Genomic DNA, 16,581 nt, shown 5'->3' on the forward strand with positions numbered 1-16,581 from the left:
CTCCGCCCGTCCCCATAGGCTGCGTAGCGATGCGGCCAACGCTCACTGGCATTGAGCAGATCCTGGCCGATGCGGGCGGGGCGGATGCTCCGCGCGAGCGCGTCGGCCAATTGCGCACGTTGCTGGGAAGAGAATTGCAGCACGGCGTCGAGGAGCTCGCGGCGGCGCGCTCGGGCTACGAGCATCCGGTGGTTGTCGCCGCGGCCGTGCACACCGACGGTCTGGTCGTCGTCGCGCCGATCGCGCCCGAACTGCGGGCCGACCCCGATGCCGTCGACGAACGTGCCTGGCTGCTGGCCGCCGCGCTGGTCGGGGCGCTGGAGGAGTCGGTCAGCGTCTCGGGTGAGCTGACCGCCGGCAGCTTCGACGGGTACTTCGCGCTGCACCTCCACGCGCCGGTCGCCGATGCCGTCGTCGAGCTCTTCCCGCTCGCCTTCGAAGAGCAGGTCGAGCCGGTCGACCGCCTGAAGGCGATCGCGATCGCGGTGCCCGAGGCGCTGCTGGAGGACATCATCGACCTCCGGGCGCCGATCGGGCCGGCGCACCCGCTGCGCGTCGCGCTGGAGATCGCACGGCTCGGTGGCCGGCCGGCCGACCACGCCGCGCAGACCGAGCACGAGGACGCGATCCTCGCCGTCCTCGATGCTGCCGACCATGACGGCGTCGCGCGTCCGCACGATGACCCGGATCCCTCGCGCCGCGTGGCCCGCCGGATCCTTCAGCGGCTCGACGGGATGGGCAAGTGGGGTGGGTACCACACCGCCTTCACGCACCTCGCCCGCGGCTTTGCCGGCAACGACCGCGCGCTGGCCGAGGAGGTGGGAGAAGCGTTGCTGCTCTCAGGATTGCTGGTCGAGAAGCCGAGCGTGGGACAGCGCCATGTCTTCCTGAACCCGCGGCGCGCAGCCGACATCCGCGGGCTCATCGAGCGAGGCGACGTTCCGGGCGACCTGACCCTGCCCTGAACGCCAGGCGTCATGGCGTATCACCACGAGGAGTCCCGTTAGTGCCATATTCCCACGCAATGTCTCAGGTGCAGCACGTCTTTGACCTGATCGGCAACCGCGCGCAGGCCGTCAAGGTCCTCGCCGAAGCCGGCGTCATCGCGCCCATGCGGCCCGACAAGGTCGTCCACATGGCCTCGACGATGTTGCGCTGGGGCCCGACGCCCGCGGCCGGTTACTCGGTCTCCGCCGCACGGCGGCCCGACAAGATCGGGATCGTCGACGAGCTGGGGACGCTGACCTTCAAAGAGATCCACGAGCGCACCAACGCGCTGGCCAACGCGTGGAGCGACCTGGGCATCGGCGAGGGCGACGGCGTGGCGATCCTCTGTCGCAACCACCGCGGCTTCATCGACGCGACGGTGGCGTGCTCCAAGCTCGGCGCCAACGCGTTGTACCTCAACACGATGTTCGCGGGCCCGCAGATCACCGACGTCTGCAAGCGCGAGAAGCCCAAGGCGCTGGTCTACGACCAAGAGTTCGCCGAGCTGGTGCAGGAGGCGGGCAAGCGGCGCAAGCGCTTCGTCGCCTGGTTCGACGGTGACACGGGCCCTCCCACCCGCCCCTCCGACGATCCGTTGTTGGAGGACCTGATCGCGCGCGGCGACACCGCCGACCTCGTCCCGCCGGCCGAGAAGGGCCGCGTGGTGATCCTGACCAGCGGCACGACCGGCACGCCGAAGGGCGCCAACCGCAGCCAGCCCAAGTCGCTGCTGCCGGCCGCCGGCTTCCTGTCGAAGATCCCGCTGCGCTCCGAGGAGCCGTGGATGGTCGCCGCGCCGATGTTCCACTCCTGGGGCTTTGCGCACTTCACGCTCGGGATGGCGCTCGGCGGCCAGCTCGTCCTGCGTCGCAGGTTCGACCCCGAGGGGACGCTCAGCGCGATCGCCCAGCACGGGTGCACGACGCTCGCCGTGGTGCCGGTCATGTTGTCGCGGATCCTCGAGCTGCCGCCCGAGACGATCGCCCGCTACGACACGCGCTCGCTGCGGATCATCGGCGCCAGCGGCTCGGCCTTGCCCGGCCCCTTGGCCAACGAGGTCATGGATCGCTTCGGCGACGTGCTCTACAACCTGTACGGGTCGACCGAGGTCGCGTGGGCGACGATCGCCCAGCCCGGCGATCTGCGCGCCGCGCCCGGCACCGCCGGCTGCCCGCCGTTCGGGACCGTGGTCAAGCTGCTCGACGACGACGGCCGCGAGGTCCCCGGCGGCGAGACCGGCCGCATCTTCGTTGGCAACGAGCTCGTCTTCGACGGCTACACCGGCGGCGGCAACAAGGCGATCATCGACGGCCTGATGTCGACCGGCGACGTCGGCCACTTCGACGCCGGCGGCCGCCTGTTCGTCGACGGTCGCGACGACGAGATGATCGTCTCCGGCGGCGAGAACGTCTTCCCGCGCGAGGTCGAGGACCTCCTGAGCCACCACGACGCGGTCGAGGAGGCCGCGGTGGTCGGCGTCGACGATCCGAAGTTCGGCCAGCGGCTGAAGGCGTTCGTCGTGCTCGGCGCTGACGGGGCTGCGTCGGAGGACGAGCTGAAGGCCTACATCAAGTCGAACCTCGCCTCCTACAAGGTGCCGCGCGAGATCGTGTTCCTCGAGGAGCTGCCGCGCAACGCGACCGGCAAGGTCCTGAAACGAGAGCTGGCGACCGACGGAGAGCCGGCGAACTCGTAGTCCTACGGGACGATGACCGCGGCGCCTTCCAGGGCGCCGGAGCGGAGGTCGTCGAGCGCGCGCTGCGCGTCCTCGAGCGCGTAGGTCGTCACCTGCGGGCGCAGCGGCACGCGCGTCGCGAGCGCGAGCAGTTCGTGGCCGTCGGCGCGCGTGAGGTTGGCGACCGAGCGCAGCGAGCGCTCGCCCCAGAGGTCGGCGTAGGGGAAGGAGGGGATGTCGCTCATGTGGATGCCGCCGCAGACCACGATCCCACCCGGCCGGACGGCACGCAGCGCGAGCGGGACGAGCTCGCCTGCTGGCGCGAAGATCAGCGCGGCGTCGAGCTCGACCTCGGGGCGCTCGTCGGTCCCGCCGGCCCAGATCGCACCCTGCGCCCGCGCGAACTCCTGCATCCGCGTATCGCCCGGGCGCGTGAAGGCGTACACCTCGCGCCCTTCCCAGACCGCGATCTGGCAGATCAGGTGCGCGGCGTTGCCGAAGCCATAGATCCCGACGCGCGCCGGGTCGCCGCCCGCCCGCAGCGTTCGCAGGCCGATCAGCGCGGCGCACAGCAACGGCGCCGCGTGGACGTCATCGATCGCGTCGGGCAGCGGCAGGCAGAAGCGCTCGTCGGCGATCGCGTACTCCGCATAGCCGCCGTCGAGGTCCTTGCCGGTGAAGCGCGCGGCGACGCAGAGGTTCTCCCGGCCGCCGGCGCAGTAGCGGCACGTCCCGTCGGTCCAGCCGAGCCACGGGACGCCGACGCGCTCACTGGTGTCGACCCGCTCGGCGACGATCTGGTGACCGAGGACGAGCGGTGAGCGCGTCGCCTCGACCTCGCCGTCGAGCAGGTGCAGGTCGGTCCGGCAGACGCCGCACGCGCGGACCTTCAACAGCACCTGACCAGGCGCTGGCTCGGGCATCGGGAGGTTTGCGAGCCGCAGGGACGTCTTCGGGCTGTCCAGCACCATCGCGCGCACCGACCCATCTTCTACCCTCGTGAGCAAGATGTCTGCGCGTACCGACACCTTCGACCTGGGCCCCCTGCATCTGCGTGCCGGCGAGGCCCGCCACCTCGAGCTGGAAGTCCCGCTCGACCACTTCGAGCTGAGCAACGAGCGTTACGACGTCCGCCCGACGCCGATCCCCATCCACCTCGACGCTTCCAAGATGACCGGCGGCGGCTGGTCCCTGCGGCTGCGCCTGCGCGCCCAGCTGCACGGGCCGTGCATGCGCTGCCTCGACCCCGCCTCGCCCGCCTTCGAGGTCGACGCCTACGAGGTCGACCAGCCCAACAGCGGCGAGGAGCTGGACTCGCCCTACGTCACGGGCGAGGTCCTCGACATCGCCGCCTGGACGCGCGACGCCCTCGCGCTCGAGCTGCCGGCCAACATCCTCTGTCGCCCCGACTGCCTCGGGCTCTGCCCAGAGTGCGGCATCGACCTCAACAACGCCGGTCCCGAGCACCACCACGAGAAGGCGCCCGACCCGCGCTGGGCGGCGCTGTCGGAGCTGAAGCTGGAGAACTAGTCGCGGGTGAGCGGTCCCACCCGCCCCGCGCGCGACTCAGAGATACGCGCCGCTGGGCAGGTAGGGCGCGAGCGGGCCGAGCTCGCCGCGGACGAAGGTCGGGCCGTCGGGCGTGAGCGACAGGCCGGCGTCGAGCGCGACGGCGACCGCCCAGTCGTTGCCCTGGGTGATGAAGTCGATGTGGGTCGGCGCGCCGGCGTCGCCGGCGGCCAGGCAGGACCAGGTCAGGTCGGTCGCCGTCTCGTCGTCGAGCGCGGCGACGATCGCGGGCGCTCCGTCGCGCCCCACGGCCCAGCCAGCACCCTCGATGACGAAGAGCTGGCCGCCCGCGGCGATCATCGCGCCGACGTCCTCGAGGTGCGAGGCGCTACGGACGAACCGCGATGCGGCGTCGATCGTCGCGCGGTCGGCCTCGGACTCCAGATCGCCCGGGCGGGCGCGCAGCCCCGCCGGAATCCGTGTGCGGTTGAGCTCCCCGGCGGCGGCAAGGCACGGGCGGACTCGGAAGCCGGCGCGAAAGTAGCGGCGCATCGCCCGCGGGTCCGACGAGCTGAGGATGATCGCCGCCCGGCAGCCCTCGGCGGCTCGCAGCGCGCCGGCCAGCAGCGGTCCGCCGATGCCCTGGCCCTGGAGCCCGGGCTTGACACCGAAGAGCGAGAGGCCCCAGACGCCTTCGCGCACCAGCGCGAGCGCCACCCCGACGATCTCGCCGTCGAGCTCGGCGACCCACGCACCCGCGGGATCGCGGTCGCGAATGTGACCGACCCGGGCCCGCGAGCGCCGGGCGAACTCGGCGCGCGTCGCGGCGTCGTCGGGGCGGAACTCGACCGGGTAGAGCACCTCGAGGGCGGCGGTGCCGACCGCGGCGGCGCCGTTGACGTCGTCGGGCGACATCGGGCGGGTGATGACCGTCGCAGACACGCCGCCGCAGTCAACCACGCGCCGCGGACCCGCACGGCGGTGCGGTCCGCCGTCCGCTACCCTTCGGCGTCGCCCATGGCCGTCCCGAAGCAGAAGCAGTCGCACAGCCGCACGACCAAGCGTCGTTCGCAGCACAAGATCAGCTCGCCCGCGATCAACGCGTGCCCGCAGTGCCACAGCCCGCGCCGTCCGCACCGGGTCTGCCCCGTGTGCGGCACCTACGCCGGCCGTCAGGTCCTTGAGCCTGACACCGATCACCACGGCCACGAGCACTAGGCCGATGGCTTCCCCGGACGACGGGGCAGCCGACCGCCGCATCATCATCGCGGTCGACGCCAACGGCGCCGACCTCGGCCCCGCGGAAGTTGCCGCCGGCGCCGCGATCGCCGCGCGCCAGGGCGTCCGCACCCTGCTCTTCGGCCCCGCCGAGAAGTTCGGTGAGATCGACGCGCCCGACGGCCTCGTCGAGATCGTCGACGCCCCCGTCTCGATCGCGAAGGTCCCGGACCCCGTCGCCGCCGCGCGGTCGACCAAGAACGCGTCGATCGTGCTGGCCGCCAAGGCCGTCGCCGACGGCCGCGCCGACGCGCTGGTCTCCGGCGGCTCGACCGGCGCCGCGCTCGCCGCGGGCCTGCTCAACGTCCGCCGCGCCCAGGGCATCTACCGCCCGGCGCTGGCGATTCCGCTGCCCGTCCCCGGCGGCCGCCAGCCCGTCACGCTGCTCGACGTCGGCGCCAACGCCGAGGTCCGCCCCGAGCACCTCGTGCAGTTCGCCTTCATGGGCGCCGCCCTGGCGTCGACCGTCCTGGGCATCCAGCGCCCGCGCGTGGCGCTGCTGTCCAACGGCACCGAGGCGATCAAGGGCACGCCGCTGGTTCAGGAGACCCACAAGCTGCTGCAGGAGCGCGCCGCCTCCTCGCCGCTGGTCGACTTCGTCGGCAACACCGAGGGCAACGTCGTCATGGACGGCGTCGCCGACGTCGTGGTGGCCGACGGCTTCACCGGCAACGTCGCGCTGAAGTTGATCGAGGGCGTCTCCTCGGCGACGCTGCGCTCGATCCGCGAGGCCGCCCTCGGCTCCACGCGCGGCAAGCTCGGCGGCCTGCTGCTGCGCGCCGATCTTCAAGCGCTGCGCGCCGAGATCGACCCCGAGGTCCAGGGTGGCGCCTACCTGCTCGGCCTGCGCAAGCTCGGCGTCGTGCCGCACGGTCGTTTCACGCGCATCGGCTTCTCGCAGGCGATCCTGCTCGCCGCGCGCGGCGTGCGCAACGACGTCGTCGGTCGTACCCACGCCGCGCTGGAGGAGGCGGGAGCGTTGAGGACCCCGCCCGCCCCCGCGCCAATTGCGTCCGATTCGAGCACTACTGTGCAACCAGAGCCATGACCCGCGAAGCCGTCCTCACCTTGATCCGCAATCATCTCGCCGACGAGCTCGAGCTCGACGCCGGCCGGATCGAGGAGGGCACACGCTTCAAAGAGGACCTGGACGCCGACTCGCTCGACCTCTACACCCTGGTGCAGGAGCTTGAGGACTCCTACGGCGTGAAGATGACCGACGAGCAGGCCGCGCAGATCCTCTCCGTGGGTCAGGCAGTCGACTTCGTCCTCGCCCACGCGCCCAGCGGCACGGCCTAGCTCGGGATCCGGTTCCGCTGCACCAGCTGCACGCACTGCTCGACGAGGTTCCCGCAGACCTGGCGCGCCAGGTCTTCACCCACGCGTCGTGGACCGCGCGCCGCTCAGATTCCTACGCGCGCCTCGCGTTCTTGGGCGACAGCGTCCTGGGGCTGGCGATCACCGCGCACATCTACCCGCTGCTGGAGGCCGAGCGCTACGGCGCCGGGCGCCTGACGAAGATCCGCGCCCAGACGGTCTCCGGACCGTCTTGTCGCAACGTCGCCGAACGGCTCGGGGTTCCCGAGCGGCTGCGTGCCGCGGCGCCCGAGGGCGCCGAGCAGACGACCGCGCTGATGGAGACCGAGCGTGTGTTGGCCTCGATCATCGAGGCGGTGATCGGCGCCTGCTTCCTGCACGCGGGCTACGAGCGCACCGCCGCGGCGGTCGTCGAGGCCTTCGCGCCGGAGCTGGAGAACGCCCTGGAGCATCCCGTCGACTACAAGTCGACGCTGCAGGAGCGGCTCGCGCAGCGGGGCGAGGTCGTCGTCTACGCGGTGACCGCCGAGCACGGCCCGCCGCACGACCGCACCTTCGAGGTCGCCGCCGGGGTGGAGGGCAACGTCATGGGGACGGGGTCCGGCCGCTCCAAGAAGCACGCCGAGCAGGAGGCCGCGCGCGTGGCGTTGGAGTCGCTGGAGCCGGAAGAGGCCGCCGAAAGCCCTGCGTAGGGCGGACGGTTCACGCTTCGGTACCGAACGTCCGGGGCACCCGCCAGGATATGGGGGTGCATCTGAAGTCGCTGACCCTGAAGGGCTTCAAGTCCTTCCCCGACCGCACGAAGCTCGAGTTCGGCGAGGGCGTGTCGGTCATCGTCGGGCCCAACGGCTCCGGCAAGTCCAACATCACCGACGCCGTGCTGTGGGCGATGGGCGAGCAGTCGCCGCTCGCCGTGCGCGGCCAGTCGATGCAGGACGTCATCTTCGGCGGCGGCCGCGGGGTGCAGGCGCGCTCGTCGGCCGAGGTCGAGTTGGTGTTGGACAACTCCGACGGGACGGTCGACCTGCCGGTGGGGGAGATCTCGATCCTGCGGCGGCTGGATCGCAACGGCGACGGCGAGTACCGGCTCAACGGCGCGCGCTGCCGGATGGTCGATGTGCTGGAGGTGCTCTCCGACACGGGCCTGGGCAAGGAGTCGCACTCCGTCGTCTCCCAGGGGCGCGTCGAGGCGATCGTCACCTCCAAGCCGCGCGACCGCCGGCTGCTGATCGAGGAGGCGGCGGGCTTGGGCAAGCACCGCAAGCGTCGCCGCCGTGCGCAGCTGAAGCTGGAGCGCACGCAAGACAATCTGGATCGTGCGCTGGACGTTGAGCGCGAGGCCCGCTCGCGCCTGCGGCCCTTGAAGCGTCAGGCCGAGGCGGCCGAGCTGCACGAGCGGCTGGAGCGTCAGACGGTCGAGGCGCGGTGGGAGCTCGCGCGCGAGACGGTGCGCGCGCGGCGGGCCGAGATGGCCGATGCGCTGGCCACTGCGACGTCGGCGAAGGCCGCGCGGGAGGAGGCCCAGGGCGAGCTGCGTGAGGTCGCCGCCCGCAGGCAACTGGCCGAGGAGGCGCTGGCGCAGCGGTCCGAGCAGCGTGAGGCGCTGGCGCGGCGCGTCGAGCGTGCGCGCAGCGCCGCTGAGCGGATCGAGCTGCGCCTGGAGCGCACGCGCGAGACGGCCGAGCAGGTTGCCGAGCGCGCGGAGGGTCGGGAGCGCCAGCTGGGCGCGCTGCGCTTGCAGGCGGCCGAGGACCAGCCGGATGAGAACGGTCTTGAGAGGATCGAGTCGCTCGAGGCGCAGCTCAAGGCGCTGGACGAGGACCGCCAGGGCGCGCTGGAGCGCGAGCTGGCGGCGCTGGAGCAGCAGCGCGTGGCGGCCGCGGCGCGGGTCGAGGAGCTGCGCGTGGTCGTCGACGCCAAGCGCGCGGCGCTGGCGGACGCCGACGCCGCCTGCGAGCTGGCGCGCCAAGCACGGCGGGCAGCGGAGACGTCGGCCGAGGCCGCGCGGCGCGAGGCGGCCAAGGTCGGCGCCGAGCTGGCGCGGGCCAATCAGTTCCTGCGGTCGGCGGCAGGACCGTCGGGCGGTGCGCGGTCGTTGAGCGATGACTTGGAGGTCGAGGCGGGCGCCGAGCTGGCGCTGTCGGCCGCTTTGGGTGCGCGGCTGTCGGCTGCGGTCGTCGAGGATCGCGCGGCGGGCGGCGCGCTGCTGGATCGCGCCAAGCGCGACGGTGGCCGCGCGCTGGTCGCAGGTTCACATCCTGTCTCCCCGATCGGTGCGGTCTCCGCCACCGGCGCCACCGGCACGAGCGCCGAAGGTTCGAAACCTTCTCCCGCCGAGGCCGTCCCGCCGGTCCCTGGCGCGCGCCCCTTCACCGACCTGGTCCGCGGTCCCGAGCCCGCACTCTCGCTCGCCCGCCGGTTGCTCGCCGACGCGTGGCTTGTCGACGCCCTCGACGACGTCCCGGATTCCTTCACCGGCGTGGCGGTCACCGCGGCCGGCCGCGCCTGGCTCGGTGCGACGCGTGAGCTTCAGCAAGCCGCCGAGGGCGGGGCCGAGCGCGTCTTGGCGATGCGCAACCAGCGTGACGCGCTGATCGCCCAGGCAGAGGTGCACGTTCAGGCCGAGCACGAGGCGGGCAAGGGCGTCGAGTCGGCGTCCCAGGCCGTCGCCGCCGCCGACGCCTCACGCGACGAGGCCGAGCACGGCCGCCGCGACGCCGAGCGCGCCTACGCTGAGGCCAAGGAGTCCGAGCGTCAGGCCGCCTGGCTGATGGAGGAGCGCCGCAAGGCGCCCGAGCAGGGCGAGGCGGCCGTGCGCCGCGCGCAGCTCGAGGGCGAGCTGACCTCTGAGCGCCGCGTCGCCGAGCAGGCCGCCAAGGCGCGGGCGGAGCGCACGCAGCGGATCGCGCACCTCGAAGCGCAGCTCGCGCGCGACACCGCGCTCGGCCCAGCAGCCGGCCGCGTCGCCGACGTCCTGGCGACCGTCCACGAGGCGGTCATGGAGCGGATGCGCGAGATGGAGGCCGCGCTGGCCGCCGACCGCGCCGAAGGCGAGGGCGTCGCCGCCGAGCTCCGCGCCTGCGCCGCGTCCGAGGCCGAGATCCAGCAGCGCCTGGGGGAGCGCAACGAGCTCGTCACGCGCGCCGAGGTCCGCGCTCAGCAGCTGCGCGACCAGGAGGCCGAGGCGGTCCTGGAGCTCACCGCGCTGGCCGAGAAGCTCGAGCTGCCGGCCGAGCCGCGCGACGAGCCGCTGGAGCCCGAGGAGGCGTCGCAGCTGCGCCAGCGCGTCGAGCGTCTGATCAAGCGCCGCGAGCAGCTCGGGCCGGTTAACCCGCTGGCCAAGCAGGAGTACGACGAGGCGGTCGCGCATGTCGATGAGCTCGAGCGCCAGCGCACCGATCTGGAGACCGCGCTGCGCGAGTTGAAGGCCTTCATCCGCGACACGGACCGCCAGATTCGGACGACGTTCACCGAGACGTTCGAGGCCGCGGCCAAGAACTTCGAGGAGCTCTCGCAGACGCTCTTTCCCGGCGGCAGCGGGCGGCTGACGCTGGTCCGTGAGGAGAACGCGCCGCGACCGGTGCTCGGCGGCGCGAAAGCCGACGACGGCGACGGCGCCTCGGAGGTCGAGGCCGAGGCGGCTGTCGAAGCAGCGGCCGACGCCGAGGCAGAGGCCGCGGAGGGCGGGATCGATCCGGACGACGACCTCGGCGTCGAGATCGAGATCACGCCCGCGGGCAAGTCGATGAAGCGCTTGACGCTGCTCAGCGGCGGCGAGAAGACGATGACCGCGGTCGCCTTCCTCTTCAGCGTCTTCCTGGCCAAGCCGTGCCCGTTCTACATCCTTGACGAGGTCGAGGCCGCGCTCGACGACCTCAACATCACGCGCTACCTCGACCTCCTGCAGGCCCATGCTGACCGCGCGCAGTTCATCGTCGTGACACACCAGAAGCGCACCATGGAGGCAGCCGACACGCTCTATGGGGTGTCGATGAGCAACGACGGCGTCTCGAAGATCGTGTCGCGGAAGATGCCGAAGGAGTATGTGGCGGATGCGGAGGCGGCGCAGCCGGTGGGCGCGGGCGCTTCGTAGCTCGTTGCGTTGGCCGGTCGTCCGCGTGACGGCCGTGGCGCGTTGCCGTTGGTCGTCCGCGGGTGCTTGTTTGCGTAGCGCACGATCGGTCCTGGTCGAGTTGACCGGCACAGCACACGTCAACTCGACCCGGATCCTCAGTCCGGGGCCGAATCGTCGATCCGGGTCGCCTGGGGTCTCTATATGGGGTTCGAAACGCTCCGGACCACTTAGTGGCCACGAACTCCCCGCGCCCAAGCGCCCGAGACGACAAGCCCGCGCTCCGAGTCGCCACCACTCCTCACTCCCTTCGCCGCCCCCGAACCCCGCCGCGCACCCACCGAGAACAAACGCGCGGAACGCCACGGGTGCGACACGCCAGCCACCACCCGCGGACGACCACCCCAAAACACGGGCGCTTGCTACCCGCCCCGCCGGGTAGCACCGAGCCCATGGACCACGGCGCACCCGGCTCATACCTCACGCTCACCCCCGGCACCGATGTGGTGTCCAGCGACGGCGAGACCGTCGGCAAGGTCGAGCACGTCCTCGCCGACGAGGGGACCGAGATCTTCGACGGCCTCGTCATCGACGTGCGCACAGGCCCCGGTGGACTGCGCTTCGTCGACGCGCCCGAGGTCGACGCCATCTTCGAGCGCGCCGTCGTCCTGAGCGTGCCGGCCGCGGAGATCGACCAACTCCCCGAGCCCACCGCCTCACCAGCTGTGCTCGAGAACCACGGCGAAGAAGACTCCGAGAGCGCCCTGCAGGGCAAGCTGCGCCGCGCCTGGGACCTCATCTCCGGGCGCTACTAGCCCGGCGCGCTACAGGACCTTCTCGCCCCAGAAGCTTGCGAACGGATTCGCGTTGAAGTTCCCGATCGGCAGATACCCCGCCCGCTCGTACATCGCCTGTGCCGCAGGCTGGTGCACGCCGGTGTCCAGCCGCGCGATCGCGTAGCCCAGGCGCCGCGCCTCATCCTCCAAGGCCTGCAACAACCGCGACGCATGCCCGCGCCCACGTGCCTCCGGCACCACGTACATGCGCTTGATCTCGCAGGCATCATCGTCGAGGCGCTTCAACCCCCCGCCAGCCACCGGCACGCCGTCCTCGAACACCACCAAGAACACACCGCCACGCTCCGGCGAGAAGTCCTCCGGCGTCGCACTTGGCGCCCCCGGCACGTCGATGCGGCCATAGAGCTCAGAGACCTCGTCGACCATGGCGGCGACGAGGTCGGTTGCGGGCGGCTCGCCCGACGGGACGGTTCGTGACTCGATCACCCCGCTATCTTCGCGCGCCATGGCCCGTGACTGGCGCGACCTCTTCCTGACCGGCGACGCCGGTGACATTTCAACGCTCGCGGGGGACGGCGAGCGGGTGGGTGGGGCCGAATCTCGCGGCGGCTTCTTCAAGCGCCTGCGCCAAAACCTGTCCAAGACCCGCGAGGCGCTGACCTCCGAGATCCAGGCGACGCTCTTCGACACGCTCGACGACGAGACGTGGGAGCGGCTGGAGGAGGCGCTGATCATGGCCGACGTTGGCGCGCGCACGACCGCCGGCGTCGTCGGTCAGCTCGAGCAGGAGGCGACCGCCGGCAGCGTCGAGGGCGGCCCGGCGCTGCAGGAGCGCCTCGTCGAGCTGCTGGCCGGCATCGCCAGGACCGGCACCGACACGATCGACCTGCGCCACGAGCCGACCGTGATCATGGCCGTCGGCGTCAACGGCACGGGCAAGACCACCACCATCGGCAAGCTCGCCTGGCACCTGCGCCAGGAGCTCGGCAAGACCGTCCTGCTCGGCGCCGCCGACACGTTCCGCGCCGCTGCCGTCGAGCAGCTCACCGAGTGGGCGCGCCGCGCCGACGTCGACATCGTCACCGGCCCCGAGAACTCCGACCCCGGCTCGGTCGCCTTCGAGGCGGTCAAGCAGGGCCGTGAGCGCGGGGTGGACGTCGTCATCATCGATACCGCCGGACGCCTGCACAACCAGGACGAGTTGATGAACGAGTTGGTCAAGATCCGCCGCGTGATCGGCAAGCAGATGCCCGACGCGCCGCACGAGACGCTGCTCACGATCGACTCAACGACCGGCCAGAACGGTGTCCGCCAGGCCAAGCTGTTCTCGGAGGCGGTGCCCGTTGACGGGATCGTCCTGACCAAGCTCGACGGCACGGCCAAGGGCGGCATCGCGCTGGCGATCGCCGGCGAGCTAGGCATCCCGGTCAAGCTGATCGGGATCGGCGAGGCGCTGGAGGATCTGCGTCCGTTTGATGCCGACGACTTCGCCCGCGCGCTGGTCAGCGCCTGACGGGCTCTGCTTCCGCCATCCCGGCGGCGTGTGATACTCGCCGGAGAATGGACGCTTGGATCATCTGGCTGATCGCCGGGGTGTTTGCCGCCGTGGGGGAGATCCTCACCGCGGGGTTCTTCCTTGCCCCGTTTGCGGTTGGCGCCTTCGGCGCGATGCTCGCGGCGTTGGTCGGCGGCGGTGGCGCCATCCAGACGATTGTCTTCGCTGTGCTGGCGCTGGCGTGCTTCGGCCTGGTGCGCCCGATCGCCACGCGCCACATGCACACACCGCCGCGGATCCGGACCGGCACCGCTGCGCTGGTCGGCCGCTCCGGGATCGTCCTGGATCGCATCGCCAACGATGAGGGTGTGGGCTCGGTCCGCCTCGACGGTGAGGTCTGGACCGCCCGCGCCTACGACGAGCACATCGTCATCGAGGCCGGCACCAAGGTCGAGGTCGTCGAGATCCGCGGCGCGACCGCCCTCGTCGCACCATGACCATGGCCATCAACTTCTTCGCAGTGACCCGCATCCCCTCACCGGAGGTATCCCCGTGGCCGCGCTGATCGCGCTGATCGTCATCCTGCTCTTCGCGCTGTTCGTCGCGTCGCAGACCATCCGCATCATCCCGCAGGCACGTGCCGGCGTCGTGGAGCGTCTCGGCCGCTACAGCCGCACGCTCGATCCCGGCCTGACGATCGTCCTGCCGTTCATCGACCGCGTGAAGCCGCTGATCGATCTCCGCGAGCAGGTCGTCAGCTTCCCGCCCAACGGCGTGATCACCGAGGACAACGTGACGGTCAACATCGACACGGTGTTGTACTTCACGATCACCGATCCGAAGTCGGCGTCCTACGAGGTCGCCAACCCGCTGCAGGCGATCGAGCAGCTGACGGTCACGACGCTGCGCAACGTCATCGGTGGCCTGACGCTGGAGCAGTCGCTGACCAGCCGCGACCAGATCAACACGCAGTTGCGCATCGTCCTCGACGAGGCGACGGGCAAGTGGGGGATCCGGATCAACCGTGTGGAGCTCAAGGCCGTCGACCCGCCGGCGGGCATCCAGGAGGCGATGGAGAAGCAGATGCGCGCCGAGCGCGACCGTCGCGCAGCGATCCTCACCGCGGAGGGCTCCAAGCAGGCGCAGATCCTCGATGCCGAGGGCGAGAAGCAGTCCCAGATCCTGCGCGCCGAGGGTGCCCGGGAGTCGCAGGTGCTGCGCGCCGAGGGCGAGGCCAAGGCCATCGCAACCGTCTTCGACGCCATCCACAAGGGCGACCCCGACCCCAAGCTGCTCAGCTACCAGTACCTGCAGATGCTGCCGAAGATCGCCCAGGGTGACGCCAACAAGGTGTGGGTCATTCCGTCGGAGTTCACCGCCGCGCTGTCACAGGCGACCCAGGCGCTGACGGGCACCGGCACCGACCCCGAGAAGGAGCCGCCGCATGTCGGACCTCGTCCGGTCTGACGTCGAGGCCTACGCGGCCGCCCACACCACGCCCTTCGCGGCGTCGATGGAGCGGCTGCACGCCGAGGCGACCGCCGAGCTGGCATACCCGCAGATGCTCAGCGGCCCGGTCGTCGGCCGGCTGCTGGAGACGCTCGTCTTCGCGCTGCGTCCGAAGCTGGTCGTCGAGGTCGGCACCTATGCGGGCTACAGCGCACTGGCGATGGCCGCTGCGCTGCCGCCCGGCGGGCGCGTCGTGACGCTGGAGATCGACGACACCAACGCCGACTTCGCCCAGCGCCACATCGACGCCTCGCCCTTTGCCGATCGCATCGAGATCGTGCGCGGGCCGGCGCTGGAGTCGCTTGCGGCGCTCGACGGTCCGTTCGACCTGGTGTTCATCGATGCCGACAAGACCGGCTACCCGGATTACTACGAGGCTGCGCTGGCCAAGCTCGCGCCGACGGGCCTGATCGCGGCCGACAACACACTGCGCGACGGCGGCGTCCTGGCGCCCGACAGCGAGAGCGATCGCGTGATGGCACAGCTCAACGACCGCTGGGCGGCCGACGAGCGCGTGATCGTCACGCAGCTGACGGTGCGTGATGGCCTGACGGTGATCCGGCGGCGCTGAGACAGCCTCGGGCGCCGCGCCACGGGCCGTACACTGAGCGGCCTCGTGTTCGACGCCCTTGCCGAGAAGCTCCAGGAGACCCTGTCCGACGTCCGCGGCCGCGGCACGCTGACCGAGGACGACGTCAACAAGGCCATGCGCGAGATCCGGCTCGCCCTGCTGGAGGCCGACGTCAACTTCAAGGTCGTCAAGCAGTTCACGAGCACGGTCAAGGAGCGCTGCCTGGGCGCCGGCGTGCTGGGCCAGCTCAACCCCGGCCAGCAGGTCGTCAAGATCGTCGACGAGGAGCTGGCCGAGCTGATGGGCGGCGCCTCGCGCGAGCTGGTGTTCGCGTCCAGCCCGCCGACCGTGATCCTGATGGCCGGCCTGCAGGGCTCCGGCAAGACGACCGCGACCGGCAAGCTCGCCCGCTACCTGAAGGAGCACCACGGCTCCTCGGTCGCGGTCGCCGCCTGCGACGTCTACCGCCCGGCAGCGGTCGACCAGCTGATCAAGGTCGCCGGCCAGGTCGGCGCCGACGTCTACGAGAGAGGCACGGACGCGAACCCGGTCGAGATCGCGAAGTGGGCCCGCGAGCGCGCCGAGCGCGAGGGCAAGGACGTGCTGATCGTCGACACCGCCGGCCGCCTGCACGTCGACGAGGACCTGATGAAGGAGCTGGCGGAGGTCAAGCGCGTCACGAAGCCGACGCAGGTGCTGCTCGTCGTCGACGCGATGACCGGCCAGGACGCCGTCAACGTCGCCGAGCAGTTCGCCGAGGTCGCGCAGTTCGACGGCGTCGTGATGAGCAAGCTCGACGGCGACGCCCGCGGCGGCGCCGCGCTGAGCGTCAAGGCCGTCACCGGCAAGCCGATCCTGTTCGCCTCCACCGGCGAGAAGCTCGACCAGTTCGAGCGCTTCCACCCGGACCGAATGGCCCAGCGGATCCTCGGCATGGGCGACGTGCTCTCGTTCATCGAGAAGGCCGAGCAGCAGTTCGACGACGACCAGGCGAAGGAGCTCGAGCGCAAGATCCGCAAGTCGGAGTTCGGCCTCGACGACTTCCTCGACCAGCTGCGCCAGATCCGCAAGCTCGGGCCGCTGCAGAACCTGCTCGGGATGCTGCCCGGCCTCGGCGGCCACCAGCTGTCGAAGATGAGAGTCGACGAGCGCGAGTTCGACCGCATCCAGGCGATCATCCTGTCGATGACCCCCGAGGAGCGCCGGCACCCGGAGATCATCAAGGGCGGGCGCCGGGTGCGCATCGCGCGGGGGTCCGGCACCAACGTCCAGCAGGTCAACGCGCTGGTCAAGCAGTTCGGCCAGATGCGCAAGCTCATGCAGCAGCTCGGGAAGGGCCGGATGCCCGATCTCGGGGCTCTGATGAGGCAG

17 protein-coding genes are annotated in these 16,581 nt (G+C 71.3%); 14 read left to right on the plus strand and 3 right to left on the minus strand.

The features are described from left to right. Positions 1–29 precede the first annotated feature (29 nt). Entirely contained in the window at positions 30–965 is a 936-nt protein-coding gene (locus tag VGO10_RS11375; RefSeq protein ID WP_327468318.1) for a hypothetical protein, read from the plus strand. Positions 966–1,024: 59 nt separating this feature from the next. Beyond that, positions 1,025–2,683 carry an acyl-CoA synthetase gene (locus VGO10_RS11380; RefSeq protein WP_327468320.1) on the plus strand — a complete coding sequence of 553 codons (1,659 nt, stop codon included), beginning with the start codon at positions 1,025–1,027 and terminating at the stop codon, positions 2,681–2,683. 2 nt (positions 2,684–2,685) lie between these two features. On the opposite strand, the gene VGO10_RS11385 is transcribed toward VGO10_RS11380, so the two are convergent. After that, the gene (locus VGO10_RS11385) at positions 2,686–3,642 is read right to left on the minus strand and encodes a zinc-dependent alcohol dehydrogenase family protein (RefSeq protein WP_349258940.1); all 957 of its coding nucleotides are present in this window, start codon (positions 3,640–3,642) and stop codon (positions 2,686–2,688) included. 28 nt (positions 3,643–3,670) lie between these two features. Between VGO10_RS11385 and VGO10_RS11390 the strand changes: the two genes are divergently transcribed. Further along, entirely contained in the window at positions 3,671–4,192 is a 522-nt protein-coding gene (locus VGO10_RS11390) for a DUF177 domain-containing protein (protein ID WP_327468324.1), read from the plus strand. Between the two features lie 36 nt (positions 4,193–4,228). On the opposite strand, the gene VGO10_RS11395 is transcribed toward VGO10_RS11390, so the two are convergent. Continuing rightward, positions 4,229–5,113 (minus strand): GNAT family N-acetyltransferase, encoded by an 885-nt coding sequence (locus VGO10_RS11395; RefSeq protein ID WP_327468326.1) that lies wholly within the window; start codon positions 5,111–5,113, stop codon positions 4,229–4,231. A gap of 75 nt (positions 5,114–5,188) precedes the next feature. Between VGO10_RS11395 and rpmF the strand changes: the two genes are divergently transcribed. From rpmF to VGO10_RS11425, 6 genes are all read left to right on the plus strand, one after another. Then, the gene (gene rpmF, locus VGO10_RS11400) at positions 5,189–5,389 is read left to right on the plus strand and encodes a 50S ribosomal protein L32 (protein ID WP_327468328.1); all 201 of its coding nucleotides are present in this window, start codon (positions 5,189–5,191) and stop codon (positions 5,387–5,389) included. A 4-nt stretch (positions 5,390–5,393) separates the two neighbouring features. Further along, a complete protein-coding gene (plsX, locus tag VGO10_RS11405) occupies positions 5,394–6,497 on the plus strand; it encodes a phosphate acyltransferase PlsX (protein ID WP_327468331.1) in 1,104 nt (367 codons plus the stop codon). Then, complete coding sequence (locus VGO10_RS11410) at positions 6,494–6,748, plus strand: acyl carrier protein (RefSeq protein ID WP_327468333.1); 255 nt, start codon at positions 6,494–6,496, stop codon at positions 6,746–6,748. The genes plsX and VGO10_RS11410 overlap by 4 nt, the downstream gene beginning before the upstream one ends. Positions 6,749–6,807: 59 nt before the next feature. Continuing rightward, entirely contained in the window at positions 6,808–7,458 is a 651-nt protein-coding gene (locus VGO10_RS11415) for a ribonuclease III family protein (RefSeq protein ID WP_327468351.1), read from the plus strand. Positions 7,459–7,514: 56 nt separating this feature from the next. Beyond that, complete coding sequence (locus VGO10_RS11420) at positions 7,515–10,859, plus strand: chromosome segregation SMC family protein (protein WP_327468335.1); 3,345 nt, start codon at positions 7,515–7,517, stop codon at positions 10,857–10,859. Between the two features lie 431 nt (positions 10,860–11,290). After that, positions 11,291–11,653: a PRC-barrel domain-containing protein gene (locus VGO10_RS11425; RefSeq protein WP_327468337.1), complete on the plus strand. Its 363-nt coding sequence runs from the start codon at positions 11,291–11,293 to the stop codon at positions 11,651–11,653. A gap of 9 nt (positions 11,654–11,662) precedes the next feature. On the opposite strand, the gene VGO10_RS11430 is transcribed toward VGO10_RS11425, so the two are convergent. Further along, positions 11,663–12,121 (minus strand): GNAT family N-acetyltransferase, encoded by a 459-nt coding sequence (locus VGO10_RS11430; protein ID WP_327468339.1) that lies wholly within the window; start codon positions 12,119–12,121, stop codon positions 11,663–11,665. A gap of 19 nt (positions 12,122–12,140) precedes the next feature. Between VGO10_RS11430 and ftsY the strand changes: the two genes are divergently transcribed. The 5 genes from ftsY to ffh form a co-directional block, all read left to right on the plus strand. Further along, positions 12,141–13,148, plus strand: coding sequence for a signal recognition particle-docking protein FtsY (ftsY, locus tag VGO10_RS11435; RefSeq protein ID WP_327468341.1), 1,008 nt, complete (start codon positions 12,141–12,143; stop codon positions 13,146–13,148). 47 nt (positions 13,149–13,195) lie between these two features. Beyond that, complete coding sequence (locus tag VGO10_RS11440; protein ID WP_327468343.1) at positions 13,196–13,627, plus strand: NfeD family protein; 432 nt, start codon at positions 13,196–13,198, stop codon at positions 13,625–13,627. A 55-nt stretch (positions 13,628–13,682) separates the two neighbouring features. Continuing rightward, positions 13,683–14,597, plus strand: a complete 915-nt coding sequence (locus VGO10_RS11445; RefSeq protein ID WP_327468345.1) for an SPFH domain-containing protein — start codon at positions 13,683–13,685, stop codon at positions 14,595–14,597. Continuing rightward, positions 14,575–15,210, plus strand: coding sequence for an O-methyltransferase (locus VGO10_RS11450; RefSeq protein ID WP_327468347.1), 636 nt, complete (start codon positions 14,575–14,577; stop codon positions 15,208–15,210). The genes VGO10_RS11445 and VGO10_RS11450 overlap by 23 nt, the downstream gene beginning before the upstream one ends. A 45-nt stretch (positions 15,211–15,255) precedes the next feature. Further along, a partial coding sequence (gene ffh, locus VGO10_RS11455) for a signal recognition particle protein (protein WP_327468349.1) occupies positions 15,256–16,581 on the plus strand: 1,326 nt, incomplete at its 3' end.

The sequence above is a fragment of the Baekduia sp. genome, assembly GCF_035996765.1.
Lineage (GTDB): Bacteria > Actinomycetota > Thermoleophilia > Solirubrobacterales > Solirubrobacteraceae > Baekduia.